General features: G+C 60.6%; 20 protein-coding genes and 5 tRNA genes. 9 read left to right on the top strand and 16 right to left on the bottom strand.

Going from position 1 to position 24,321, the window contains the following annotated elements:
- The first annotated feature begins 22 nt into the window (after nt 1-22).
- Nucleotides 23-3,301, top strand: a complete 3,279-nt coding sequence (locus tag M5G18_RS11090; protein WP_127797479.1) for a bifunctional diguanylate cyclase/phosphodiesterase — start codon at nt 23-25, stop codon at nt 3,299-3,301.
- Nucleotides 3,302-3,347: 46 nt separating this feature from the next.
- On the opposite strand, the gene M5G18_RS11085 is transcribed toward M5G18_RS11090, so the two are convergent.
- The 10 genes from M5G18_RS11085 to gltX all read right to left on the bottom strand — a co-directional run bounded on the left by M5G18_RS11085 (nt 3,348) and on the right by gltX (nt 9,200).
- Nucleotides 3,348-3,791, bottom strand: a complete 444-nt coding sequence (locus M5G18_RS11085) for an Hsp20 family protein (protein ID WP_273900003.1) — start codon at nt 3,789-3,791, stop codon at nt 3,348-3,350.
- A 120-nt stretch (nt 3,792-3,911) separates the two neighbouring features.
- Nucleotides 3,912-4,871 carry a tRNA dihydrouridine synthase gene (locus M5G18_RS11080; protein WP_273900005.1) on the bottom strand — a complete coding sequence of 320 codons (960 nt, stop codon included), beginning with the start codon at nt 4,869-4,871 and terminating at the stop codon, nt 3,912-3,914.
- Between the two features lie 35 nt (nt 4,872-4,906).
- The gene (locus tag M5G18_RS11075; protein WP_011333342.1) at nt 4,907-5,368 is read right to left on the bottom strand and encodes an acyl-CoA thioesterase; all 462 of its coding nucleotides are present in this window, start codon (nt 5,366-5,368) and stop codon (nt 4,907-4,909) included.
- Nucleotides 5,369-5,415: 47 nt separating this feature from the next.
- Nucleotides 5,416-6,249 carry an alpha/beta fold hydrolase gene (locus M5G18_RS11070; protein ID WP_007956433.1) on the bottom strand — a complete coding sequence of 278 codons (834 nt, stop codon included), beginning with the start codon at nt 6,247-6,249 and terminating at the stop codon, nt 5,416-5,418.
- Nucleotides 6,250-6,279: 30 nt separating this feature from the next.
- Nucleotides 6,280-6,819 carry a TetR/AcrR family transcriptional regulator gene (locus M5G18_RS11065; protein WP_011333341.1) on the bottom strand — a complete coding sequence of 180 codons (540 nt, stop codon included), beginning with the start codon at nt 6,817-6,819 and terminating at the stop codon, nt 6,280-6,282.
- 183 nt (nt 6,820-7,002) lie between these two features.
- A tRNA-Glu gene (locus tag M5G18_RS11060) sits at nt 7,003-7,078 on the bottom strand.
- Between the two features lie 78 nt (nt 7,079-7,156).
- Nucleotides 7,157-7,232 (bottom strand) — tRNA-Ala (locus M5G18_RS11055).
- A gap of 53 nt (nt 7,233-7,285) precedes the next feature.
- A tRNA-Glu gene (locus M5G18_RS11050) sits at nt 7,286-7,361 on the bottom strand.
- A gap of 79 nt (nt 7,362-7,440) precedes the next feature.
- Nucleotides 7,441-7,516: transfer RNA gene (locus M5G18_RS11045), tRNA-Ala, on the bottom strand.
- A 202-nt stretch (nt 7,517-7,718) separates the two neighbouring features.
- Nucleotides 7,719-9,200, bottom strand: coding sequence for a glutamate--tRNA ligase (gene gltX, locus M5G18_RS11040; protein ID WP_273900007.1), 1,482 nt, complete (start codon nt 9,198-9,200; stop codon nt 7,719-7,721).
- Nucleotides 9,201-9,430: 230 nt separating this feature from the next.
- Between gltX and M5G18_RS11035 the strand changes: the two genes are divergently transcribed.
- Both M5G18_RS11035 and M5G18_RS11030 read left to right on the top strand, forming a co-directional pair.
- Entirely contained in the window at nt 9,431-10,480 is a 1,050-nt protein-coding gene (locus M5G18_RS11035; protein ID WP_273900008.1) for an HlyD family secretion protein, read from the top strand.
- Nucleotides 10,470-12,020, top strand: a complete 1,551-nt coding sequence (locus M5G18_RS11030; protein WP_007956426.1) for an MDR family MFS transporter — start codon at nt 10,470-10,472, stop codon at nt 12,018-12,020. Before M5G18_RS11035 ends, M5G18_RS11030 begins: the two co-directional genes overlap by 11 nt.
- Nucleotides 12,021-12,088: 68 nt before the next feature.
- On the opposite strand, the gene uvrB is transcribed toward M5G18_RS11030, so the two are convergent.
- Nucleotides 12,089-14,104: an excinuclease ABC subunit UvrB gene (gene uvrB, locus M5G18_RS11025; protein WP_007956424.1), complete on the bottom strand. Its 2,016-nt coding sequence runs from the start codon at nt 14,102-14,104 to the stop codon at nt 12,089-12,091.
- A 336-nt stretch (nt 14,105-14,440) separates the two neighbouring features.
- On the opposite strand from uvrB, the gene M5G18_RS11020 reads away from it, so the two are divergent.
- The 3 genes from M5G18_RS11020 (at nt 14,441) to M5G18_RS11010 (ending at nt 16,095) form a co-directional block, all read left to right on the top strand.
- On the top strand, nt 14,441-15,637 hold the full coding sequence (locus M5G18_RS11020; RefSeq protein ID WP_192564182.1) for an amino acid aminotransferase: 1,197 nt from the start codon (nt 14,441-14,443) through the stop codon (nt 15,635-15,637).
- A 112-nt stretch (nt 15,638-15,749) separates the two neighbouring features.
- Nucleotides 15,750-15,950, top strand: a complete 201-nt coding sequence (locus tag M5G18_RS11015) for a hypothetical protein (RefSeq protein ID WP_065257405.1) — start codon at nt 15,750-15,752, stop codon at nt 15,948-15,950.
- A 69-nt stretch (nt 15,951-16,019) separates the two neighbouring features.
- Nucleotides 16,020-16,095, top strand: a tRNA-Asn gene (locus M5G18_RS11010).
- Nucleotides 16,096-16,209: 114 nt separating this feature from the next.
- Here M5G18_RS11010 and M5G18_RS11005 read toward each other — a convergent pair.
- Entirely contained in the window at nt 16,210-17,730 is a 1,521-nt protein-coding gene (locus M5G18_RS11005; protein ID WP_085690393.1) for a nucleobase:cation symporter-2 family protein, read from the bottom strand.
- Nucleotides 17,731-18,079: 349 nt separating this feature from the next.
- On the opposite strand from M5G18_RS11005, the gene M5G18_RS11000 reads away from it, so the two are divergent.
- Nucleotides 18,080-18,409 carry a BrnA antitoxin family protein gene (locus tag M5G18_RS11000; RefSeq protein WP_273900011.1) on the top strand — a complete coding sequence of 110 codons (330 nt, stop codon included), beginning with the start codon at nt 18,080-18,082 and terminating at the stop codon, nt 18,407-18,409.
- Between the two features lie 3 nt (nt 18,410-18,412).
- Here the strand turns inward: M5G18_RS11000 and M5G18_RS10995 are convergent, their stop codons facing one another.
- Nucleotides 18,413-19,240 (bottom strand): arylamine N-acetyltransferase family protein, encoded by an 828-nt coding sequence (locus M5G18_RS10995; protein WP_273900012.1) that lies wholly within the window; start codon nt 19,238-19,240, stop codon nt 18,413-18,415.
- Nucleotides 19,241-19,341: 101 nt separating this feature from the next.
- Nucleotides 19,342-20,136 carry an exodeoxyribonuclease III gene (gene xth / locus M5G18_RS10990; protein WP_273900013.1) on the bottom strand — a complete coding sequence of 265 codons (795 nt, stop codon included), beginning with the start codon at nt 20,134-20,136 and terminating at the stop codon, nt 19,342-19,344.
- A 117-nt stretch (nt 20,137-20,253) separates the two neighbouring features.
- Here xth and M5G18_RS10985 point away from each other — a divergent pair, with 117 nt between their 5' ends.
- Nucleotides 20,254-20,841, top strand: coding sequence for a GNAT family N-acetyltransferase (locus tag M5G18_RS10985; RefSeq protein ID WP_273900014.1), 588 nt, complete (start codon nt 20,254-20,256; stop codon nt 20,839-20,841).
- A gap of 4 nt (nt 20,842-20,845) precedes the next feature.
- Here M5G18_RS10985 and M5G18_RS10980 read toward each other — a convergent pair whose 3' ends face one another.
- A complete protein-coding gene (locus tag M5G18_RS10980; RefSeq protein ID WP_273900015.1) occupies nt 20,846-22,288 on the bottom strand; it encodes a mechanosensitive ion channel family protein in 1,443 nt (480 codons plus the stop codon).
- Nucleotides 22,289-22,427: 139 nt separating this feature from the next.
- Nucleotides 22,428-23,294: a pirin family protein gene (locus M5G18_RS10975; protein ID WP_273900016.1), complete on the bottom strand. Its 867-nt coding sequence runs from the start codon at nt 23,292-23,294 to the stop codon at nt 22,428-22,430.
- Between the two features lie 221 nt (nt 23,295-23,515).
- Between M5G18_RS10975 and dkgB the strand changes: the two genes are divergently transcribed.
- Nucleotides 23,516-24,319 carry a 2,5-didehydrogluconate reductase DkgB gene (gene dkgB / locus M5G18_RS10970; protein ID WP_273900017.1) on the top strand — a complete coding sequence of 268 codons (804 nt, stop codon included), beginning with the start codon at nt 23,516-23,518 and terminating at the stop codon, nt 24,317-24,319.
- Nucleotides 24,320-24,321 lie beyond the last annotated feature (2 nt).

Genomic DNA, 24,321 nt, shown 5'->3' with positions numbered 1-24,321 from the left:
ATCAGCTCAAGGCCCCTTAACAATGCCGAAATCTGTTGACCGTATTCCGCCGATGCCGCGTATTCAGGCCATTGATCCACGGCGTTCCGAGCAGAGCTGGGAGAGCGCGCCGCAATTGCTCGCGGCGCTCAACGGCGCCCGCCTCGGCGCCTGGTATTGGGACATCGAGCGCGGGCAGATCAGCTGGTCGCGCGGCACTCAGGCCTTGTTCGGCTTCGATCCACGGCAACCGCTGCCCGAAGACCTGGAATACCTCGACTTGTTGCCGCCGGAAGACCGGGCGAAAACCATTCGTGCCTTCCACGCTGTAATTGCCGGCGCACCGCTGGAACAGGCGATGCACCACCGCATCCGCTGGCCCGACGGCAGCCTGCACTGGCTGGAGATCAACGGAAGCCTGTTGCCGGACAAACACGGCCGACCCCGAATGATCGGGGTGATTCGCGAAATCACCCACCAGCGGCAACGGGAACAGGCCCTCAGCAGCTCCGAAAAACGTTTCGCCACGCTGTTTCACCTGTGCCCGAACATGGTGCTGCTGACCCGTCAGGAAGACGGTCTGATCAGCGAAGCCAACCAGTATTTCGAAAGTCTGTTCGGCTGGCCGGTACAGAGCGCCATCGGTCGCACCACCCTGGAACTGGGCCTGTGGGTGCATCCCGAGCAACGGGCGGAGCTGGTCAAGAAGACCAAGGCCAAGGGCGAGCTGATCAGCATGGAGGTGCAGTTCCGCGCCAGCAACGGCCAGATCCACGACGGCATTCTCAGCGCGCAAAAGGTCGAGCTCGAAGGCCAGCCGTACCTGCTCAGCACCTTTCTCGACACCACCGAACGCAAAGCCGCCGAACATGCCCTGAAAGACAGCCAGGAACGCCTCGACCTGGCGCTGGATTCGGCGCAGCTCGGCACCTGGGACTGGCACATTCCCAGCGGCATGCTCTACGGTTCGGCCCGCGCTGCGCAATTACACGGTCTGGAGCCGAAACCGTTCCATGAATCGTTCGAAGAGTTCTTCGAGGGCGTCCCCGGCGAAGAGCGCGACAGCATGCGCGATGCCTATCGCAGCCTGCGCGAAGGCCCGGCGGGCAATTATCAGCTGACTTACCGCGTACAACTGCCGGACGGCAGCTCGCGCTATCTGGAAAGCCGCGCTCGCCTCTATCGCGACGACAACGGCGTGCCGCTGCGGATGGCCGGTACTCTGCTGGACATCACCGATCAAGTCGAACGCGAGCAACGGCTGGTGGCTTCGGAAGAGAAATTCGCCACGCTGTTCCAGGTCAGCCCCGACCCGATCTGCGTGACGCGCCAGGAAACCGGGGAGTTCATCGAGATCAATTCCAGTTTTTCCCAGACCTTCGGCTGGAGCGCCAGCGATGTGATCGGCCATACCGCCGAAGAAATCGGCTTGTGGGACGCCTCGGCGAAAAGCCTGCAACGCATCGAACGGGTGATCCGCGAACAGGGCCTGAGCAATGTCGCGATCATCGTCCAGCACAAGGACGGTCAGTCGCTGACATGTGTGATTTCCAGCCGTCAGATCAGCGTCGGCAACCAGCCGTGCATCGTCACTACGTTGCGCGACATCACCCAGCAACAGCGCTCGGAAGCGGCGCTCAAGGCCAGCGAAGAGAAATTCGCCAAGGCGTTCCACTCCAGCCCCGACGCGATCACCATCACCGAGCGCGACACCGGACGTTATCTTGAGGTCAACGACGGCTTCTGCCGCCTCACCGGCTATCGCGCCGACGAAGTGGTGGGCAAAACCGTGTATCAGGTCGGTATCTGGGCCGAGGAAAAACAGCGCTCGGCACTGCTCGCAGAACTTCAGATCAAGGGCCGCGTGCACCATCAGGAAATGCTCGGGCGCAACAAGCGTGGCGAGATACTGACGGTGGAAGTCTCGGTCGAACCGATCACTCTCAACGAAACCGCCTGCCTGTTGCTCACCGCTCGGGACGTCAGCCTGCTGAAGAACGCCGAAGCGCAGATCCGCCACCTGGCCTATCACGATCCGCTGACCAACCTGCCCAACCGCGCACTGTTGATGGATCGCCTGAGCCAGCAGATCGCCCTGCTCAAGCGCCACAACCTGCGCGGTGCGCTGCTGTTTCTCGATCTGGATCACTTCAAACACATCAATGACTCGCTGGGTCACCCGGTCGGTGACACGGTTCTGAAAATCATCACCGCGCGGCTTGAAGCCAGCGTACGTATGGAAGACACCGTGGCGCGACTCGGTGGCGATGAATTCGTGGTGTTGCTCAGCGGGCTGGAGGGCACGCGCAATGAAGTCAGCGCCCAGGTACGCGAATTGGCCGACACCATTCGCGAGTTGCTGTCGGAGCCGATGTTCCTCGACGGCCAGCGCCTGCAAGTGACGCCGAGCATCGGCGTGGCGCTGATTCCCGATCACGGCTCGACCCCGACCGACCTGCTCAAACGCGCCGACATTGCGCTGTACCGGGCCAAGGATTCGGGGCGCAACACCACGCAGATGTACCACAACACCATGCAGAAAGCGGCCAGCGAACGGCTGCGCATGGAGACCGACCTGCGCCTGGCGCTGTCCCGGGGCGAATTCGACGTGCACTACCAACCGCAGATCGACGCCCAGGACAACCGCATCATCGGCGCCGAAGCGCTGGTGCGCTGGAATCACCCGGAACTCGGCGCGCAATCGCCCACCGAATTCATCAAGGTGCTGGAGGACAGCGGGCTGATTCTGGAGGTCGGCACCTGGATCCTCGATGAGGCGTGCGAAGCCTTCAAGCAATTGATCGCCGAAAAACTGATCGACCCTCTGGCCTTCAGCCTGTGCGTGAACATCAGCCCCCGGCAGTTCCGCCAGAACGACTTCGTCGAGCGCATCGAGCGCAGCATGAGCAGCCACGGCCTGCCCTGCTCGCTGCTGAAACTGGAGATTACCGAAGGCATCGTCATCCAGAATCTGGAAGACACCATCAGCAAAATGCGTCGCCTGAAAAAACTCGGCGTGAGTTTTGCCATGGATGATTTTGGCACCGGCTATTCATCGCTGACCTATCTGAAACGATTGCCGGTGGACACGCTGAAGATCGATCAGTCGTTCATCCGCGACGCCACCACCGACCCCAACGACGCCGAAATCATCCGCGCCATCGTCGCCATGGCCCGCAGCCTGGAACTGGAAGTGATCGCCGAAGGCGTGGAAACCCCGGAACAGCTGGCCTTCCTGCAAGGGTTGGGCTGCCATTTGTATCAGGGTTATCTGCACAGCCGGCCGTTGCCGTTGGAGGGGTTGAAGGGATTGCTGGAATGACAGGCACAAAAAAGGGCGCCTTTCGGCGCCCTTCTTCTTGGTCGGCTTATTGCAGAGCCGGGTTCTGCGCCCCATTAATCGGGATGCGCTTGGCTTTCGCCTCTTCCGGAATCACGCGCAACAGGTCGATGCTCAACAGACCGTTGCTCAGGCCGGCGGCCTTGATCTCGATGTGATCGGCCAGGCGGAACGACAGCTTGAATGCACGCTGGGCAATGCCCTGGTGCAGGAAAGTGACGCCTTCGTTGGCATCACGCTTGCCGCCACTGATGGTCAGCACGCCTTTCTCGACTTGCAGGTCCAGGTCTTCTTCCTGGAAACCGGCCGCCGCCACGACGATGCGGTATTGATCGTCACCGTGTTTTTCGACGTTGTAAGGCGGATAGGTGCTGCCTGGCTCGTTGCGCAGGGCGGTTTCGAACAGGTCGTTGAAACGGTCGAAACCCACCGAGGAACGGAACAGTGGCGCGAGGGAAAATGCGGTACTCATGGTTCAAATCTCCTGAAAACAATCAGCAAGGTTTTTTGTCTCCGCGACCCGAATTCGGCATCGCGTAACCCTTAGATAGGGACCGGCGTTTTGTTTTCAAGAGATCGTTTGAAGATTTTTTCAGGCGGCTTCGGCGACTGGCAAACCCAGTAAACGCGAGACCTGATCCGGCTCGGTCTCCCGGCGCAGCACGGTAAACAGCTCGACGGCTTCGGGATAATTGCGGGTCAGCATGGCCAGCCATTGCTTCAAACGGCCCGGCGATTGGCGTGGCGTCATCTGCGCTTTGGCTTGCAGCCAGAAGTCCTGGATCAGTGGCATCAGTTCGGTCCAGGTCATCTCGACGACTTCCTCGCCGGCACGTGCGGCGGCGATCTGTTTGGCCAGATCCGGGCGCGAAACCAGACCGCGACCGAGCATGATGTCTTCGACACCGCTGATTTCCCGGCAGCGGCGCCAGTCTTCGACGCTCCAGATGTCACCATTGGCGAACACCGGCACCTTGACCACGTCCTGCACGCGCGGGATCCACTCCCAATGCGCCGGCGGCTTATAGCCGTCAACCTTGGTCCGGGCGTGAACCACGATGTGCTCCGCACCGCCCTCGGCCAGCGCGGTGGCGCACACCAGCGAGCCGTCCGGGCTGTCGAAACCCAGGCGCATCTTGGCGGTAACCGGAATGTGTGCGGGTACGGCGCGACGCACATGTTCGACGATCTGATTGAGCAGCTCCGGCTCCTTGAGCAGTACCGCACCGCCACGGGACTTGTTGACGGTCTTGGCCGGGCAACCGAAGTTCAGGTCGATGACTTCAGAACCGAGCTCGCAGGCCAGCGCCGCGTTTTCCGCCAGGCACACCGGATCGGAACCCAGCAATTGCACGCGCAGTGGCACGCCGGAAGCGGTGCGCGCACCGTTGAGCAGTTCAGGGCCGAACTTGTGGAAATAGGCCGGAGTCAGCAACTGATCGTTGACCCGGATGAACTCGGTCACGCACCAGTCAATACCGCCGACACGGGTCAGGACATCGCGCAGGATGTCGTCGACCAACCCTTCCATCGGCGCCAGAGCAATTTGCATGGGAAACACACACTCAAGGAAAAACGTGCGGCAGTTTACTGGGTTTCGCGGGTTAAACCCATGTCCGCCGTCTGTATGGCCGGGCCGTAGCCTTCGATGAACTCGGCGGGCATGCGCTTGGGCCTGCCGGTGGACAGCTCGATGCAAACGAAGGTGGTCTGGGCGCGCAGCAGCGTGGCGTTGTCGCTGGGGCGAATCAGCTGGAAGTGACGGGTCATTTTCAGGCGCTGATCCCAATCGACGATCCACGTCGCCAATTGCAGCTCGTCGCCTTCATAGGCGGCGGCCAGATAATCGATTTCGTGGCGTACAACGGCCATCGCCCGATCCAGACGCCGGTACTCGACCAGATCCAGGCCCAGGCGCTGCGAGTGGCGCCAGGCGCAGCGCTCGAGCCAAGTCACGTAGACCGCGTTGTTGGCGTGGCCCAGCCCGTCGATGTCCTCGGCGCCCACTTGCAGATCAATGGTAAACGGCGTTGCCCGATCCCAGCCCATGCCCTACTCCCGGTCAAATGATTCAACCGGGGCAGTGTAACGGATGACTACGCCGATTGCCGCGCCTGAAGGCTGCGCCCGGCCAGCAGTGATAGCACGCCATCAATCACCCGAGGGTCGGCCAGTACGCGCTGGTGACCGCCGGCCTCCAGACGCAACAGGCGACTGTCGAACCAGGATTCGTGGATCAGTTGGGATTCCTTGACCGAGACGAAGGTGTCGTCCTCGGCATGCACGATCAGGCCCGGCATATCCAGTTGATAGTGGGCGACATCGAGGGTGGCGGCGCGCATGCCGACGTCCTGTTCAACCTCGCGAATGAACGCGGAACGAGCTCTGGGTGGCATGCCGACGTAACGGGCAAATCCGCGCAAAACACCAAGAATTCGCGCCGGAGCGGCAATGCTCACCAGGGTTTCGGTACGCAAGCCCAGTTGCACGGCGAGCATGGCACTGGCACCGCCCATGGAGTGGCCGATGACAGCTTGCAGCGGCGGCAACTCGGCAGCGGCCTCAAGCATCGCGCGGGCGAACAGTACGACATTGGCTTCACGCCCCGGCGAGCGACCGTGGGCCGGGCCATCCAGTGCGACAACGGTGTAGCCCGCTTCGACCAGCGCGGTGATCAACGCGGCAAACTGGGTGGGCCGCCCTTCCCAGCCGTGCATCAGCAAAACCGTCGGGCCTTGTCCCCAGCGCAGGGCCGAGAGACCGAAACGCAAGGTGATGCGTTCGGATTTCGCCAGCAGCGGCAATTCCCAGTCCCGCGGTGTATTCGCGCGCGGCGTCATGAACGCCAGCCGCATTTTGCTCGCTACCAGCTTCGGTGCGAACCAGCCCAAGGTGCCATTAACGCCGCGAACCCACTTCAACGTGCTCATCGCTCTCTCCTCGGGCTTGTAGCCTTCAGGTCAACGCACCGCCGACTTGGCAGCGCGCAGCAATCGATCGGATAAATCACCAGGTCCCAACGCCCTCGCGAGCGCCAGACCACCCACCATCAAGGCCACGTCGGCCAACGCTTTATCAGTGTCTTCCGGCGTTGCGGCCAACTGCGCAATCATCAATTCCAGGTGTTCGTTCAACGCGATCCGGAACGCCTCTGGCAGACGGCCCAGCTCACCGATGGAAGCCGGAATCGGGCAGGCCGAATCGCTGGAATCACGATGCTTGCGCGACAGATAGAACGCAGCCACAAGGGCGCGGCGCTCTTCACCGGTCAGCTCGCTGTCCATGTCGGCAATCAGGTCGCGACGGCGACCGAGCAATTGCTTGAACGCCTCAAGCATCATTGCGTCCTTGCTTTCGAAGTGTGCGTAGAAGCCACCGACGGTCAGGCCGGCTGCACCCATCACTTCGCCCACGCTCGGTTCAGCCGGGCCGCGCTGGATCAGTGCAGCACTGGCGGCCTTGAGAATGCGTTCGCGGGTTTGAGCTTTCTTGTCGTTCATCGTCGCCTCCGAATATTACGATAGCAATATTATTCTCATAATAATATTCCGCAAGTCACAAGCGTGACCGCTGGTCTGAAGCACAGTGTTAAGGAAAAAGAGGATTTGGCCAAACGCCAGACAAACAAAAGGGCCATTCAATAATTGAATGACCCTTATAAAATCCCGCAGAGCGGGTAATCGTGGCGTCCCCTAGGGGACTCGAACCCCTGTTACCGCCGTGAAAGGGCGGTGTCCTAGGCCACTAGACGAAGGGGACACAAACCTTCTATACAACTGATCAGCGCTGAGTACTGATCGATTCAAGGCCGGTGTGGCCAGACCTTGAACTGTAAATTGGTGGAGCTAAGCGGGATCGAACCGCTGACCTCCTGCATGCCATGCAGGCGCTCTCCCAGCTGAGCTATAGCCCCGGATTTTTCGCCTCTCGGCGGAGCGACATCTTGCAACATCGCTTCTGTAAAACTGGCGTCCCCTAGGGGACTCGAACCCCTGTTACCGCCGTGAAAGGGCGGTGTCCTAGGCCACTAGACGAAGGGGACGCAAACCCTTCTATACAACTGATCAACGCTGAGTGTTGATCGCTTCGAAGCCGGTGTGGCCAGGCTTCGGAGTGTAAATTGGTGGAGCTAGACGGGATCGAACCGTCGACCTCTTGCATGCCATGCAAGCGCTCTCCCAGCTGAGCTATAGCCCCTCATCGTTGATGTCATCGCTGAGGACGGGGCGAATCTTAAGGGCGTATCGAAAGGCTGTCAAACTTATTTTTGAAAAAATTCAAAATTTTTTGTCGGCATTACAATCACTTACCGCCCTCCCCCCGTAAATTCGGGGGAAAACACCGAAGGACAGGAGCAAAAGATCCTGACCTCCGGCGCGTCCCGCAGAGTCAAACGCAATCAGGCGATGGCGCCCAACAGCTTTTCCCACTCTTTGTTTTCTTTCTTCGACACGCCGCCCAGCAGGTCAATCGCCTGGCGCAGACGGAAACGGGTCAGGTCCGGCCCGAGGATTTCCATCGCATCGAGCACCGACACCGAACTCGCCTGCCCTGTGATCGCAGCAAACATCAGCGGCATCGCATCACGCAGCTTCAGTTCGAGGGACTCGACCACCGCCTGAATCGTCGCGGTGATGCTGTCCTTCTCCCACTGACGCAGGCTTTCCAGCTTCCACAGGATCAATTGCATCAACTGACGAACCTGATCGCCCGAGAGCTTTTTCGATTCAAACAGCTTGGCATCCGGGTTCACGCCACCGGCGAAGAAGAACCCGGCCAGCGGTGCAACCTGACTGAAGGTTTCGACGCGGCCCTGGACGTGCGGCGCGATCTTCATCATGTATTCGGAGTTGAACGCCCACTTTTGCACGCGAGCGGCGAACTCTTCCACCGGCAGATCACGCAGCCACTGGCCGTTGAGCCACGACAGTTTCTCGATATCGAAAATCGGCCCGCCCAGCGACACACGCTTGAGGTCGAAGTTGTCGACCATTTCCTGCAGCGAGAACTTCTCGCGCTCGTCCGGCATCGACCAGCCCATGCGACCGAGGTAGTTGAGCATCGCCTCAGGCATGAAACCCATGCGCTCGTAGAACGTCACCGAAGTCGGGTTCTTGCGCTTGGACAGCTTGCTCTTGTCCGGGTTACGCAGCAGCGGCATGTAGCACAGCTCCGGCTGTTCCCAGCCGAAGTACTCGTAGAGCAAGATCAGTTTGGGCGCCGACGGCAGCCATTCTTCGCCACGCAGAACGTGAGTGATGCCCATCAGGTGATCGTCGACCACGTTGGCCAGGAAGTACGTCGGCAGGCCGTCGGTCTTCATCAGCACTTGCATGTCCATGCGATCCCACGGGATCTCGACGTCGCCACGCAGCATGTCCGGCACCACGCAGACGCCTTCGCTCGGCACCTTCATGCGGATCACGTGCGGCTCGCCGGCAGCCAGGCGACGGGCGACTTCGTCCTTGGACAGCAGCAGTGCACGGCCGTCGTAGCGCGGGGTTTCGCCGCGAGCCATTTGCTCGGCGCGCATCTGGTCCAGCTCTTCGGCAGTGCAGAAGCACGGGAAGGCGTGGCCCATGTCGACCAGTTGCTGGCAGTACTTCTGGTAGATATCGCCGCGTTCGCTTTGACGGTAAGGACCGTGCGGGCCGCCGACGTCCGGACCTTCGCTCCAGTCGATACCGAGCCAGCGCAGGGCGTCGAAGATCTGCTGTTCGGACTCGCGGGTCGAACGCAACTGATCGGTGTCTTCGATCCGCAGGATGAACTCACCGCCGTGCTGCTTGGCAAAGCAGTAGTTGAACAGTGCGATGTAAGCGGTACCTACGTGGGGATCCCCGGTAGGCGATGGCGCGATGCGAGTGCGGACGGTGGTCATGGCATGTCTCGAAAAGAATGAAAAGCAAAGAACGATCAAGCGGCGAATGGTAACAGGCGACACCCGCCCCGCTCCAGCGGGCAGGGCATTTAAGCCAAGGTTGCGTCTGGAACGCCCGTTGGCCGTGGTGAATGGCCGAATATCAACAGACGGCATTTACCGTTCATCGGCTGTATGCCAGATTCGCCTGCTGATAACTTTCCTTACAATTCCTCGACTACAGTTTGCCCATGCCTGCCCAACTCAAGCGTCGCCTGTTCATTTTCCTGTTGCTGGTCCTGTTGATTGCCGGGGGCTTTTTCGCCCATTGGTTTTTCAAGGGACGCTTTTATGAAAGCACCGACAACGCCTATGTCCAGGGTGAAATCACCCGCGTGTCGAGCCAGTTGAGCGCACGCATCGACGAAGTTCTGGTGCAGGACAATCAGCACGTGGAAAAAGGCCAGCTGCTGATCCGGCTCGAAGGCGATGACTTCCGCCTCGCGGTCGATCGCGCCAACGCCGCCCTCGCCACCCGCGAAGCCGAGCGCCTGCAAGCCCAGAGCAAACTGACCCAGCAAGCCAGCCTGATCGCCGCCAGCGACGCGCAAGTTGCGACCACCCAGGCAACGCTCGGTCGCTCGCAGGTGGATTTGTCGCGGGCAGAAACCCTGCGTAAACCCGGCTACGTCTCCGAGGAACGGGTCACTACCCTCTCCGCCGACGCCCACATCGCCCGCTCGCAAGTGGCCAAGGCCCAGGCCGATGCGCAAAGCCAGCGCCAGCAGGTCAACGCGCTGACCGCCGAGATCAAACGCCTCGACGCGCAGATCGCCAACGCCCGCGCCGACCTCGCGCAGGCCGAACTGAACCTGACCCGCAGTGAAATCCACGCACCGATCAGCGGCCTGATCGGCCAGCGTGCCGCGCGCAATGGTCAAGTGGTACAGGCCGGCGCCTATCTTTTGTCGATCGTTCCGGACGAAGACATCTGGGTCCAGGCCAACTTCAAGGAAACCCAGATCGGTCGCATGCAACCAGGCCAGAAGGCCGAACTGCTCTTCGACGCCTATGGCGACACACCGATCGAAGCACGGGTCGACAGTCTGTTCGCTGCCTCCGGCGCGCAGTTCAGCCTGTTGCCGCCGGACAACGCCACCGGCAACTTCACCAAGGTCGTGCAGCGGATTCCGGTCAAACTGACGTTCAAGGCCGATAACCCGCTGCACGGCAAGATCCGTCCGGGCATGTCCGTCACCGCCACCGTGAACATTAAAGACGCCCCTGACAATGGCCGGTGATTCACTGATCCGCCCGGTCGGCGAACCGACCCGGCGGGACTGGATTGCGGTGATGAGCGTGATGCTCGGCGCCTTCATGGCGGTGCTCGACATCCAGATCACCAACTCCTCGCTCAAGGATATTCAAGGCGCCCTGTCGGCAACGCTGGAAGAAGGCTCGTGGATTTCCACTTCTTATCTGGTGGCGGAAATCATCATGATTCCGCTGACCGCCTGGCTGGTGCAGCTGCTGTCGGCCCGTCGGCTGGCGGTGTGGGTGTCGCTGGGATTTCTGATTTCGTCGCTGCTGTGCTCGATGGCCTGGAGCCTGGAGAGCATGATCGTGTTTCGCGCCATGCAGGGCTTCACTGGCGGTGCGCTGATCCCGCTGGCGTTCACCCTGACCCTGATCAAACTCCCCGAACATCACCGCGCCAAAGGCATGGCGATGTTTGCCATGACCGCCACCTTCGCCCCGTCCATCGGCCCTACTCTCGGCGGCTGGCTCACGGAAAACTGGGGCTGGGAGTACATCTTCTATATCAACATCCCGCCGGGGCTGATCATGATCGCCGGGCTGATGTACGGGCTGGAGAAGAAAGAAGCGCACTGGGAACTGCTAAAAAGTACTGACTACACCGGCATTCTCACGCTGGGCATCGGCCTCGGTTGCTTGCAGGTTTTTCTTGAGGAAGGCCATCGCAAGGACTGGCTGGAATCGAGCCTGATCGTAACGCTGGGCAGCATCGCCCTGCTGAGCCTGATCACCTTCGTGATCGTGCAGATTTCCAAGCCCAATCCGCTGATCAACCTCGGCATCCTGCGCAATCGCAACTTCGGGCTGTCGAGCATTTCCAGCCTTGGTATGGGGGTCGGGCTGTACGGCTCGATCTATCTGCTGCCGCTGTACCTGGCGCAGATCCAGAATTACAACGCCTTGCAGATTGGCGAAGTGATCATGTGGATGGGCGTTCCCCAGCTATTTCTGATTCCACTGGTGCCGAAACTGATGAAGTTCGTCTCGCCGAAATGGCTGTGCACAATCGGTTTCGGCTTGTTCGGACTGGCGAGTTTTTCATCCGGCGTACTCAACCCGGATTTCGCCGGGCCACAGTTCAACCAGATCCAGATTATCCGCGCCTTGGGTCAGCCGCTGATCATGGTGACCATTTCGCTGATCGCCACGGCGTACATCCTGCCGCAGGACGCGGGTTCGGCGTCGAGCCTGTTCAACATCCTGCGCAACCTCGGCGGCGCCATCGGCATCGCCCTGCTCGCAACGCTGCTGGATGCGCGCACCAAGACCTACTTCGATTACCTGCGCGAAGCGGTGGTGCCGACCAATCCGCAGGTGGCCGAACGTCTGGCGTCGATGACCGATCGGTTCGGCAGTGACACGGCGGCGTTGGGCAAGTTGAGCGAGATCGTGCATCAGCAGGCGCTGATCATGGCCTACAACGATGCGTTTCATTTTGTCGGGATTGCGCTGGGGATCAGCATGCTGGCGATTTTGCTGACCAAGAAACTGCCCGCCGGCCTGAAGGCCGGGGAAGCTCACTGATTTTTGCGGTGCCTGCACCGGCCCTATCGCTGGCAAGCCAGCGATAGGGCCGGATCAGGCGATAGAGATCAGACGGCCAACAGCCGCTCACGCAGCTTGGCGATTTCGTCGCGCATCTGCGCTGCCGCTTCGAATTCCAGGTCGCGGGCCAACTGGTACATCTTCTCTTCCAGTTGGCGAATGCGCTTGGTGATCTCGCTCGGCGAGCGCAATTCGGCTTCGTACTTGGCGTTCTCTTCGGCGGCCTTGGCCATGCCTTTGCGCTTCTTGCTGCGCGAACCGGGCACGGTGGCGCCTTCCATGATGTCGGCGACATCCTTGAACACGCCCTTCGGCGTGATGCCATTGGCCAGGTTGAAGGCGATCTGCTTGTCGCGACGGCGCTCGGTTTCGCCAATCGCCCGCTCCATCGAACCGGTGATCCGGTCCGCGTAGAGAATCGCCCGGCCATTGAGGTTACGCGCCGCGCGGCCGATGGTCTGGATCAGTGAGCGCTCGGAACGCAGGAAGCCTTCCTTGTCCGCGTCGAGAATCGCCACCAGCGATACTTCCGGCATGTCCAGGCCTTCACGCAGCAGGTTGATCCCCACCAGCACATCGAACGTGCCCAAACGCAGGTCGCGGATGATCTCGACCCGCTCGACGGTGTCGATGTCCGAGTGCAGATAACGCACGCGCACGCCGTGATCGGCCAGGTAATCGGTCAAGTCTTCGGCCATGCGCTTGGTCAGCGTGGTGACCAGCACTCGCTCCTCCACTGCCACACGCTTGGTGATTTCCGACAATAGATCGTCGACCTGGGTCAGCGCCGGGCGCACTTCGACCTGCGGGTCGACCAGACCGGTCGGGCGCACCACTTGCTCGATCACCCGTCCGGCGTGTTCGGCTTCGTAGTTGCCGGGCGTGGCCGAGACGAAAATGGTCTGCGGACTCACCCCTTCCCACTCGTCGAAGCGCATCGGCCGGTTATCCAGCGCCGATGGCAAGCGGAAGCCGTACTCCACGAGTGTTTCCTTGCGCGAACGGTCGCCCTTATACATCGCGCCGACTTGCGGCACGCTGACGTGGGATTCGTCGATCACCAGCAAGGCGTCGGCCGGCAGGTAATCGTAGAGCGTCGGCGGCGCCGCGCCAGCCGGACGACCCGACAGGTAGCGCGAGTAGTTTTCGATGCCGTTGCAGTAGCCGAGCTCGAGGATCATCTCCAGGTCGAACCGGGTGCGCTGCTCCAGACGCTGGGCTTCCACCAGTTTGTTGTTGTTGCGCAGGTATTCGAGGCGCTCCTGCAACTCGACCTTGATCCCCTCGATGGCGTCGAGCAGGGTTTCCCGGGGCGTCACGTAGTGGCTCTTAGGGTAGAACGTGAAGCGCGGCAGCTTGCGGATGACCTCACCGGTCAGCGGGTCGAACGCGGAAATGCTTTCTACTTCGTCATCGAACAACTCGATGCGGATCGCTTCGAGGTCGGATTCCGCCGGGTAGATGTCGATCACGTCGCCGCGCACCCGGAAGGTCGCACGGGCGAAATCCATGTCGTTGCGGGTGTATTGCAGGTCGGCCAGGCGCCGCACCAGCGCACGCTGGTCGAGCTTGTCGCCGCGATCGACGTGCAAGACCATTTTCAGATAGGTTTCCGGGCTGCCCAGACCGTAGATGCACGACACCGTGGTGACGATGATCGCGTCCTTGCGTTCGAGCAATGCCTTGGTCGCCGACAGCCGCATCTGCTCGATGTGGTCGTTGATCGACGCATCCTTCTCGATGAAGGTGTCGGACGACGGCACGTAGGCTTCGGGCTGGTAGTAGTCGTAGTAGGAAACAAAGTACTCGACAGCGTTGTTCGGGAAGAACGACTTGAACTCGCCGTACAACTGCGCGGCCAGGGTCTTGTTCGGCGCCAGCACCAGGGTCGGACGCTGCACCTGGGCGATCACGTTGGCGATGCTGAAGGTCTTGCCCGACCCGGTCACCCCGAGCAGCGTCTGGTGCGCCAGCCCGGCTTCGATGCCTTCGACCATCTGGCGAATGGCTTCGGGTTGATCGCCGGCGGGGTCGAAACGGGTGACGAGCTGGAATTCAGACATAAACACCTCTGGAATCGCGCCGCTGCGGGCAAACCGCAGCACCACGAGAAAGACCGCAAACGACCGATGTCGCGCAAGGAAAAACGAAGATTGTGCTGAATGTGGAGCCGATTGCCTCGCCTTTCAAGGCAAACGTCCTACATCCGGTAAAGTCTCCGACAGATCCATTCGACTAACGGTCGAGAAATAATCGGAAAAACTTACCTTAAAAGCCGATTCGCCTGTCGCCATTGATCGATGATGGCCTCTATACTAGCTCCCCGTTTGTGCACCGCTCTAGTGCATTCGGCTGGAGCGCCACACGTCCCTCCACTCTCCAATAGAGCTGCCGTAAAAATGAGCCTGTTCTCCGCTGTCGAAATGGCACCCCGCGATCCAATCCTGGGCCTCAACGAAGCATTCAACGCCGATACCCGGACCAATAAGGTCAACCTCGGGGTGGGTGTGTACTGCAACGAAGAGGGGCGAATTCCACTCCTGCGCGCCGTCATCGAAGCCGAAACCATTCGCGCCGCTCAGCACGCCTCCCGTGGCTACCTGCCAATCGACGGCATCGCGGCCTACGACCAGGCCGTGCAAAAGCTGCTGTTCGGCAATGATTCGCCACTGCTGGCAGCTGGCCGTGTTGTCACCACTCAGGCCGTCGGCGGGACCGGCGCACTGAAAATCGGTGCCGACTTCCTCAAGCAACTGCTGCCCAATGCCGTCGTGGCGATCAGCGATCCGAGCTGGGAAAACCACCGCGCGCTGTTCGAAACCGCCGGCTTCCCGGTGCAGAACTACCGCTACTACGACGCCGCCACCCACGACGTGAACCGTGCCGGCCTGCTGGAAGACCTGAACGCCCTGCCGAACGGCTCGATCATCGTGCTGCACGCCTGCTGCCACAACCCGACCGGCGTCGACCTGAGCCCGGCGGACTGGAACAACGTGCTGGAAGCGGTCAAGGCCAAAGGTCACGTGCCGTTCCTCGACATGGCCTACCAGGGTTTCGGTGACGGCATCGCTGAAGACGCCGCTGCCGTGCGCCTGTTCGCTGAATCCGGCCTGACCTTCTTCGTGTCGAGCTCGTTCTCCAAGTCGTTCTCGCTGTACGGCGAGCGTGTCGGCGCGTTGTCGATCGTCAGCGAATCGAAAGAAGAAAGCGCCCGCGTCCTGTCGCAAGTCAAACGCGTGATCCGCACCAACTACTCCAACCCGCCGACCCACGGTGCAAGCATCGTCGCCGCCGTGCTGAACAGCCCGGAACTGCGCGCCCAGTGGGAAGCCGAACTGGCTGAAATGCGCCTGCGCATTCGTGGCATGCGCGACCAGATGGTTGCTCTGCTGGCCAAGAAAGCCCCGCAGCGTGACTTCAGCTTCGTCGGTCGTCAGCGCGGCATGTTCTCCTACTCCGGTCTGACCACCGAACAGGTTCACCGCCTGCGCAACGAGTTCGGCATCTACGCCCTGGACACCGGCCGCATCTGCGTCGCCGCGCTGAACCAGAGCAACATCGAAGCCGTGACGGACGCCATCGTTCAGGTCATCTGATCCGGCGCTGCACTGAAAACGGGAAGCCTTCGGGCTTCCCGTTTTTTATTTGTCTGAAGAAAAGCCGCTACACCCTCTAGACTGCACACAGACGATATTTCAGAGAACCGACATGAAAAACGATGACCTGCGCGCCGACCGCGATGAGCTGGACTACTATCCACCCCGCACCTCGGGCAAACGCGAAAAGAGCCTGGTGCTGCAAGTGGCGGCCGGCGTGTTTCTCGGCGGACTGGCCCTGTGGCTGGTGCAACTGGCAGCCACGGCGCTGTACGCAAAACTGCTGATGGGCACGTTTACATTCGGTGGTTGATGGCCGTTCAGCAAAAAAATTTCGGCAAAGCTTGACTAGTCTTTTTAAATCAGTAACATACGCACCAATTCCGCAATAGCTCAGTTGGTAGAGCAAGTGACTGTTAATCACTGGGTCCCTGGTTCGAGTCCAGGTTGTGGAGCCAAATACAGAGCCCCTGAATCGAAAGATTCAGGGGCTTTTTTGTGGCCGCTAAAAAAGCGACGCCATAGAAAAAGGGCCGATAACTGATCGGCCCTTTTCTATTCATTAACAGCGGTCAGACGTGCTCGCTGCTTTTGGCATGTGCCTTCGGTGCGCCATGACCGTGATCCGAATCCGGATCGATCACCGGCACTTCATTGCCGTCGCAGTCGTGCAGCTTGCCGTCGCTGAAGTAGTCGCCTTCACGCAGCGCTGCCAGATCGCGATAACGCAGGGTCCGCTCTTCTGCCGCCGCAAATACCGACTGCTGATCCGAGTTACCCGCCGTGAAGTGGTTGAACGCCAGGTTCAGCAGAATCGCCATGATCGCCGACGAACTGATGCCCGAATGGAAAATGGTCGCGAACCAGCTCGGGAAGTGATCGTAGAAGTTCGGCGCGGCAATCGGGATCATGCCGAAGCCGATCGAGGTGGCGACGATGATCAGGTTGACGTTGTTGCGGTAGTCGACCTTGGACAGCGTGCGGATACCACTCGCCGCCACGGTGCCGAACAGCACGATACCGGCGCCGCCGAGTACCGAGGTCGGCACGGCTGCGATGACCCGGCCCATGAACGGCAGCAGGCCGAGGATCACCAGGAAGATACCGCCGGTCGCCACCACATAGCGGCTCTTGATCCCGGTCACCGCCACCAGCCCGACGTTCTGGGCGAAGGCGCTTTGGGTGAACGAGCCGAAGATCGGCGCAAACATGCTCGACAGCATGTCCGCCCGCAGGCCGTTGCCCAGGCGTTTGGAGTCAACCTTGGTGCCGATGATTTCACCGACCGCCAGGATGTCCGCCGAGGTTTCCACCAGGGTCACCATGACCACGATGCACATCGACAGAATCGCGGCGAAGTGGAAGGTCGGCATGCCGAAATGGAACGGCGTCGGGAAGCCGAACATCGGGCCCTGGGTGACGTTGGAGAAGTCCGCCATGCCGAGGAACACCGCCAGCACCGTGCCGATCACCATGGCCAACAGGATCGACAGACGCGAGATGGTCGAGCTGCCGACCTTGCTCAGCAGCAACACCAGCACCAGCGTGACCGCCGCCAGACCGATGTTCTGCATGCTGCCAAAGTCAGGCGCGTGACTGTTGCCGCCCATGGCCCAGCGTGCGGCCACCGGCATCAGCGTCAGACCGATGGTGGTGATCACAATGCCGGTGACCAGCGGTGGGAAGAACTTGGTGATTCGCGAGAACACCGGCGTGATCAGCAAGCCGATCAACGACGCCGCAATCACCGCGCCAAGCACCGACTGGAAGCCGCCCTCCCCGCCACTGCTGACAATCGCCACCATCGTGGCAACGCCGGAGAACGACACGCCCTGCACCAGCGGCAACTGACAGCCGAAAAACGGTAAACCCAGGGTTTGCAGCAACGTGGCCAGCCCCCCCGCAAACAATGAAGCAGCAATCAACAGACCGATGTCCGCCGGCGAAAGCCCGGCGGCCTGACCGATGATCAGTGGCACCGCGACGATACCGCCATACATGGTCAGAACGTGTTGCAGGCCGTAAGCCATATTCGCGCCGACCCCGAGATTCTCGTCCTCGGGCCGTTGGTGTGAAACATGGGGCGTTTTCATGGTGGGGGAGTTCCCTGGTTTTTGTTATGCGCACACTGTATGCAAGAGTCAGGACAAATGTCCATAGACTTGTATACAACTTATCAGTCACATAATGGTTAGCTAGCCACCCAACCTTCTATCCCGCTGCTTTCATCCCCCACAAATCCGGCAACACATCCTCAATCGAGTACACGTTTTATCCGCCTGGGCTGAAGTGTTCATGGCGACCGACGGCGCGGTCGCACCCTTTTTTATACATATAAAGTATGCATAATGAAGTCATTCAAGATTCAGTTCGACAAAAGCAAGAATGCTGCCAACGCATTCGAGCCCAGCGAGCGATGGCAACTTTGCGCAGAGGTGATCAATGAAGGATGAATACGATTTCAGCGAAGGTAAACGCGGCGCCATTGCGCCCACCAAGGGCAAGACCCGCATCACCATCATGCTTGATGACGCGGTGATCGAAGCCGCGCGCGAGGTCGCTGAAAGCGAGGGCTACGGCTATCAGACGGTAATCAACAACACCCTGCGCCACGCATTGCTTAGCAGCCGTGGCGCAACCGATGAACTCGAACATTCCAGCGGGCAACTCAAGCAAGGCATCACCGCCACCGATCTCAAGAGCCTTGAGAAAAAACTGTCGGCGGCCGTGAACGAGATCCGTCGGGTGCTGGAGCCGGAGGCAAAACCTTAGGCTTCAGACCGGCTGAATCAAGCGCGCCAGCGCCAGACGTGCACCGGGCTGGTGCGGCAGGCGCAGGCCGAATTCCCGCTCCAGCAATTCGATCAGTTCATCGATGTCCGTCACTTCACGCCGCTCGCTCTCCGCGCCGATGCGGTGGATCGCGAAACTGCCGTTGTTCAGAGTGCGCCGCCAGCCGTCGCCGGTGCGCGCAACCATCAGGCGCTGGGCAAATGGCGAGTCCGGGTGAGTCGAGACGTACCAGTTGCCGAGGGTGTAATCGATATCTTCCTGGCGCTGCAGGTCGAACAGGTACATCGGCCTCCATTCGCCGGCAACCCTGGCCCGCAGCATGTAGCCATCGGCCTGCACTTCGATGCGATACGGTTCGTGCGGCGTGGATTGCTCGGCGTCGGTATCGAGCACCAGCGGCGCGGTCGGTACCATGCCGCCGAAGCCGACGTCGGTGATGTAGCGCACGTCGTCAATCGTCACCAGGCTCAAGCGATGGGTGCGCGCCGTCCAGCTGCCCTCGGGCTGATTCATGACCACTCGCCCGCTGATGCCCCGCCCGTCGAACCCCAGCTCCAGCAGCAAGGCCAGAAACAGATTGTTCAGCTCGTAGCAGTAACCGCCTCGGGCGCCGTTCAAGACTTTGCGTTCGATGGACGGCAGATCGATCAGGACGGGCTCGCCACTGAGCGTCGACAGGTTTTCGAAAGGAAAGGCGCCGGTATGGCGCAGTTGCAACAGACGCAGGGTTTCAAGGGTCGGTGCCGGGGGCGCATCGAATCCCAGGCGTTGCAGGTACTGTTTCAGATTCGTCAGGCGTGGCTCGCTCATGGCTGGGTCCTTTTGCATGCGGGCGCGGATCGTTCCGCCGATGGTCGCCATGTATACGGGATCCGGGCATCGAATCGACAATTGAATTAACCAATCACCTGCTAGCGTCTTTTGCGCGAATCGATGCGAATCCACGTCGGCGCGTGGTCGCTGGCATGCGGTTCGTTGCGTACCCAGGCATCCACACCGGCCTCGTGCAGATAAGGGCTCAGCTTTGGATTGAGCAGCAGATGGTCGATCCGCAACCCGGAGTTCTTCTGCCAGTGCTGGCGGAAGTAATCCCAGAACGTGTAGAGCCGATCTTCGGGGTACAGATGCCGCAACGAATCGGTCCAGCCCTGATCCAGCAGGCGCTGGTAGCACTCGCGGCTTTGCGGTTGCAACAGCGCATCCTTGAGCCAGGAACGAGTGTTGTAGATATCCAGGTCGGTAGGCACCACGTTGTAATCGCCGGCGAGCACCACCGGGTGATCGCTGCTTTGCAGATCCCGGGCGTATTTGATCAGGCGTTCGAACCAGGCCAGTTTGTAGTCGAACTTCGGCCCCGGTTGTGGATTGCCATTGGGCAGGTACAGGCACCCCACCAGCACTCCATGCACCGCGGCTTCGAGGTAGCGGCTGTGTTTATCGTCGGGATCGCCGGGCAGACCGCGCCGGCTCTCCAGCGGTAGCGTATCGCGGGCAAGAATCGCCACGCCGTTCCATGACGCCTGACCGTGCCAGATGGCGCCATAACCGGCGGCCTCCAGATCGGCGGCAGGAAATGCGCTGTCCACCAGTTTCAGCTCCTGCAAACAGACGATGTCCGGCTGCTCGCGCCTGAGCCATTCCAGCAGGTTCGGCAGTCGGGCCCGCAGGCCGTTGACGTTGAACGTGGCAATGCGCATTTTTTTCATCGTCCGGATTCCTGCCATTGACCGATAAAAACTGTGACATCCGCCCACCGCGACGGTTGCGTCGGATCCTTCCCGTACGGCGTAATAGGCCCTCGCCCGATCGCCGAGAATCCCCATATGCAAACCACGCTGCAAGGCCAGGGAATCCTCCTGCGCCCGCTTCAATACACCGACGCCGACGCCCTGCTCCACGCTGCCGCCGACGGTGAACTGTGGAATCTCACGGTCACCGTGGTGCCGTCGACTACCACCGTCGACGCTTACCTGAAAAAGGCCATCGACGGCCGTGAGGCTGGCACGGTCATGCCGTTTGTCATCGTGCTGAAGGAAACCGGCGAAGTGATCGGCTCGACCCGCTTCTGGAAGATCGACCCGCTCAATCGCAAGCTGGAGATCGGCAGCAGCTGGATCTCGGCACGCTTTCAGAAAACCTTCGTCAACACCGAGGCCAAGTACCTGATGCTGCGCCACGCCTTCGAGGTGCTCGACTGCGTGCGGGTGCAGTTCACCACCGACGAAAACAACCAGAAGTCGCGCAACGCGATCCTGCGCCTCGGCGCGCAACAGGAAGGCATCGTCCGCCACGAACGCATCATGCCGGACGGCCGCAAGCGCAACTCGGTGCGCTTCAGCATCATCGATGACGAATGGCCGCAAGTGCGCCTGAACCTGGAGCGCAAACTGGCGGATTACGGCCTGCGCTGAAGGGTCAGACGCGGTTGCGCAGCCACTGCAGGAAGCCTTTCTTCGGCGCCGCCACTGGCGTTTCCTCGGTCAGGGATTGCGCCTTGTGCAGACGGAAATCGAGCAGCGCCTGCATCGCGTCGTTGATGTCGTGACGGGCATCCAGGCACGGCTTGAGATAAGACTTCTCGATGCGGTACAGCGCGCAGAAGGTCTTGGCAGAGAAGTCGGCCGGCAATGACGTATCGGACAGAATCCCCGCCTCGCCGATCACTTCGCCCGGCCCCATCCGCCCGGACTCGAACGGCGTGCCGTGGCGCTTGAGCGTCACCGAAACCACACCGGACTCGATGATGAACAGGTGATCGCTGACCTCGCCGCCCGCAAGGATCATCTCGCCGGCACGGAAGGTCTGCAGGGTCATGTTCTGGCTGAAGGTTTCCTTCTCCTCCTGACGCAGGGTGGAGAAAATCGGCGAGCTGTCGAGCAACGCCCGTGGCCGTGAGAGGTTGCTCGCCACGCCGGGCTCATCGCTCGACAGCAGGTTGACCCCGGACGCTTGCAGGTGTCGGTAAGCCAGGTCGAACAGCTGATTGCGCACCACACGTTTTTCGCTCATTGAGGCGACAAACCCGCTGATTTCATATTCGGCGCCGGCACTGCTGGAACTCTTCAGCGCGACACTCGGCGCGGGGCTCTCCAGCAATTGGCGACAGCCCTGCATCGCCCGTTCCAGGGCATCGATCACCGAACTGGGCCGCGCATGCGGGCTGACCTGCACGCTGACAGCCACCCCGAACATATTGCTCGGCCGGCTGAAGTTGATGATCTTGGCCTTGGCCGCCAGCGAGTTGGGAATCACCGCCATGCTGCCCTGACTGGTTTGCAGGCGCGTGGCGCGCCAGTCGATGTCGGTGACCCGGCCTTCGGTGCCGTCGATGGAGATCCAGTCATCCAGTTGATAAGGCTTGGTGGTGTTGAGCACGATCCCGGAAAACACGTCGCTCAGGGTGCTCTGCAACGCCAGACCGACGATGATCGCCAACGCCCCGGACGTCGCCAGCACGCCCTTGACCGGCAGATCCAGCACGTAGGCCAGCGCCGCGATGATCGCAATCAGGAAGATCACCGCGCCCAGCAGATCCTGCAACAACCGCCCGGTGTGCCCGACCCGCTGCATCATCACCGCCCCGATCAGCACCGTCAGGGTCCGCGCGCCGAACAGCCACCAGCCGATCTGCAACCCGGTCGCCGCCAGGTGCAACGGCACATTGTCGGCCCACGGCGCAGGCTCCATCGGGTTGAGCCCTTCGTTGAACAGCAAAATGCTGAACAGGGCAAAAATCAGCACCCGCACCAACAGTTTCCAGGCGCTGCCGTGGGAGCTGATCAAACGCCACAGACCGAGATCGATGAGGATCAGGATCAAGGCGCAAAACAACGGATGATCGGTGAGCAGAGACAGCATCAAACAACTCCGACAGGGGCCAGTCGCGAGAAGATCGCACAGATTGGGCTCAGTGTAGGAGGAATTGATTTGGCGGGATGAGCGCCACTGCGCGCGCTCAAAAAAAACCGGCAGGCGCGCGTGACGCCTGCCGGTTTTTTCAGCCGTGCATCTGGCCGAAACGGCCGGACTGGAAGTCGGCGAAAGCCTGATGGATTTCCTGCTCGGTGTTCATCACGAACGGGCCGTGGCCGACGATCGGTTCGTCGATCGGCTCGCCGCTGAGCAGCAACACTACCGCGTCCTGGCTGGCTTCGAGGGTGATGCGATTGCCATCGCGCTCGAACAGCGCCAACTGCCCTTCGCGCATCGACTCCACACCGTTGATCTGTACCGAACCCTTCAACACCACCAGCGCGGTGTTGCGGCCTTCGTGCAGATCCAGCGAAAGCAGCTTGCCGCTGTTCAGCCGCAGATCCCAGACATCGATAGGCGTGAACGTGCGGGATGGACCTTTGTGGCCGTCGAATTCACCGGCGATCAGACGCAGGCTGCCGGCACCGTCCGTGAGCGCGATATTCGGGATATCACTGTCCAGAATGGTCTGGTAACCCGGCGCGGCCATTTTGTCCTTGGCCGGCAGATTCACCCACAGTTGCACCATTTCCAGGTTGCCGCCGGTTCTGGCGAAGTTTTCCGAGTGGAACTCCTCATGCAGGATTCCGGAAGCCGCCGTCATCCATTGCACATCGCCCGGGCCGATGGTGCCGCCACTGCCGGTGGAGTCGCGGTGCTGCACTTCGCCTTCGTAAACGATGGTCACGGTCTCGAAGCCACGGTGCGGATGCTGACCCACGCCACGGCGTTCGATGGTCGGTGTGAATTGCGCAGGTCCCGCGTGATCCAGCAGCAGGAACGGGCTGATGTGCTTGCCCAAATTGTCGTAGGAAAACAGGGTACGCACCGGAAACCCATCGCCGACCCAGTGGCCGCGAGGGCTGGTGTAGATACCGATAAGGTTTTTCATGGTGGACTCCGTCATCAGGTTGATCATGGAGCGATCATAAATTCGCCACGTATTTAGTACTAGTTAGCCAAAACCGTCCTCATCGTTCTACTGATGGAACGATACCGATCACGGTGATTCGTTACTTCCAGTCAACAGTACTTTGCACCGACAGCGGTTTTTCCCGAGGAATCAGACGCGGATACTCCTGCCCATTCCCACTGCAACCCTGGAGTCTCTGCATGTCTGTTCCCGCTTTCGGTCTTGGTACGTTTCGCCTGCAAGGCCAGGTGGTCATCGATTCGGTGAGCACTGCCCTTGAGCTCGGTTACCGGGTCATCGACACCGCGCAGATCTACGAAAACGAAGCCGACGTTGGCGAGGCCATCGCTGCCAGCGGCATCGCCCGTGAAGAGCTGTTCATCACCAGCAAGATCTGGATCGCCAACTTCACCAAGGATCGTCTGATCGAAAGCCTCAAGGAGAGCCTGCAAAAGCTGCAGACCGATTACCTCGACCTGACGCTGATTCACTGGCCATCGCCGGAAGATCAGGTGCCGGTCGACGAGTTCATGGGCGCGCTGCTGGAAGCCAAACGTCTGGGCCTGACCCGGCAGATCGGCGTGTCCAACTTCACCATCGACCTGATGAAACAGGCGATTGCTGCGGTCGGCGCAGAAAATATCGCCACCAACCAGATCGAACTGCACCCGTACCTGCAAAACCGCAAGGTCGTCGAGTTCGCGCAAAGTCAGGGCATCCAGATCACGTCATACATGACCCTGGCCTATGGCGAAGTGCTGAAGGATCCGCTGATCGTGCAGATCGCCGAGCGTCTGCAAGCCACCCCGGCGCAGGTCACCCTGGCGTGGGCGATGCAGTCGGGTTACGCGGTGATTCCGTCCTCGACCAAACGCGCCAACCTGCAAGGCAACCTCGGCGCCACGGCGCTGACCCTGAGCGACGCCGACATGGCACTGATCGCCACACTGGATCGCGGCCATCGCCTGACCAGCCCCACAGGCATCGCGCCGCAGTGGGACTGACC

It is taken from the genome of Pseudomonas aphyarum, from assembly GCF_028657055.1.
In the GTDB taxonomy this organism is placed as follows: domain Bacteria; phylum Pseudomonadota; class Gammaproteobacteria; order Pseudomonadales; family Pseudomonadaceae; genus Aquipseudomonas; species Aquipseudomonas aphyarum.
The sequence above is the reverse complement of the archived record's forward strand: the minus strand, read 5'-3'. Positions and strand labels throughout refer to the sequence as shown.

Coding starts and splice junctions, on each gene's coding strand:
- M5G18_RS11090 (WP_127797479.1), top strand. CDS start 23: ATGCCGAAATCTGTTGACCGTATTCCGCCGATGCCGCGTATTCAGGCC.
- M5G18_RS11085 (WP_273900003.1), bottom strand. CDS start 3,791: ATGAGTACCGCATTTTCCCTCGCGCCACTGTTCCGTTCCTCGGTGGGT.
- M5G18_RS11080 (WP_273900005.1), bottom strand. CDS start 4,871: ATGCAAATTGCTCTGGCGCCGATGGAAGGGTTGGTCGACGACATCCTG.
- M5G18_RS11075 (WP_011333342.1), bottom strand. CDS start 5,368: ATGGGCTGGGATCGGGCAACGCCGTTTACCATTGATCTGCAAGTGGGC.
- M5G18_RS11070 (WP_007956433.1), bottom strand. CDS start 6,249: ATGAGCACGTTGAAGTGGGTTCGCGGCGTTAATGGCACCTTGGGCTGG.
- M5G18_RS11065 (WP_011333341.1), bottom strand. CDS start 6,819: ATGAACGACAAGAAAGCTCAAACCCGCGAACGCATTCTCAAGGCCGCC.
- gltX (WP_273900007.1), bottom strand. CDS start 9,200: ATGACCACCGTCCGCACTCGCATCGCGCCATCGCCTACCGGGGATCCC.
- M5G18_RS11035 (WP_273900008.1), top strand. CDS start 9,431: ATGCCTGCCCAACTCAAGCGTCGCCTGTTCATTTTCCTGTTGCTGGTC.
- M5G18_RS11030 (WP_007956426.1), top strand. CDS start 10,470: ATGGCCGGTGATTCACTGATCCGCCCGGTCGGCGAACCGACCCGGCGG.
- uvrB (WP_007956424.1), bottom strand. CDS start 14,104: ATGTCTGAATTCCAGCTCGTCACCCGTTTCGACCCCGCCGGCGATCAA.
- M5G18_RS11020 (WP_192564182.1), top strand. CDS start 14,441: ATGAGCCTGTTCTCCGCTGTCGAAATGGCACCCCGCGATCCAATCCTG.
- M5G18_RS11015 (WP_065257405.1), top strand. CDS start 15,750: ATGAAAAACGATGACCTGCGCGCCGACCGCGATGAGCTGGACTACTAT.
- M5G18_RS11005 (WP_085690393.1), bottom strand. CDS start 17,730: ATGAAAACGCCCCATGTTTCACACCAACGGCCCGAGGACGAGAATCTC.
- M5G18_RS11000 (WP_273900011.1), top strand. CDS start 18,080: ATGAAGGATGAATACGATTTCAGCGAAGGTAAACGCGGCGCCATTGCG.
- M5G18_RS10995 (WP_273900012.1), bottom strand. CDS start 19,240: ATGAGCGAGCCACGCCTGACGAATCTGAAACAGTACCTGCAACGCCTG.
- xth (WP_273900013.1), bottom strand. CDS start 20,136: ATGAAAAAAATGCGCATTGCCACGTTCAACGTCAACGGCCTGCGGGCC.
- M5G18_RS10985 (WP_273900014.1), top strand. CDS start 20,254: ATGCAAACCACGCTGCAAGGCCAGGGAATCCTCCTGCGCCCGCTTCAA.
- M5G18_RS10980 (WP_273900015.1), bottom strand. CDS start 22,288: ATGCTGTCTCTGCTCACCGATCATCCGTTGTTTTGCGCCTTGATCCTG.
- M5G18_RS10975 (WP_273900016.1), bottom strand. CDS start 23,294: ATGAAAAACCTTATCGGTATCTACACCAGCCCTCGCGGCCACTGGGTC.
- dkgB (WP_273900017.1), top strand. CDS start 23,516: ATGTCTGTTCCCGCTTTCGGTCTTGGTACGTTTCGCCTGCAAGGCCAG.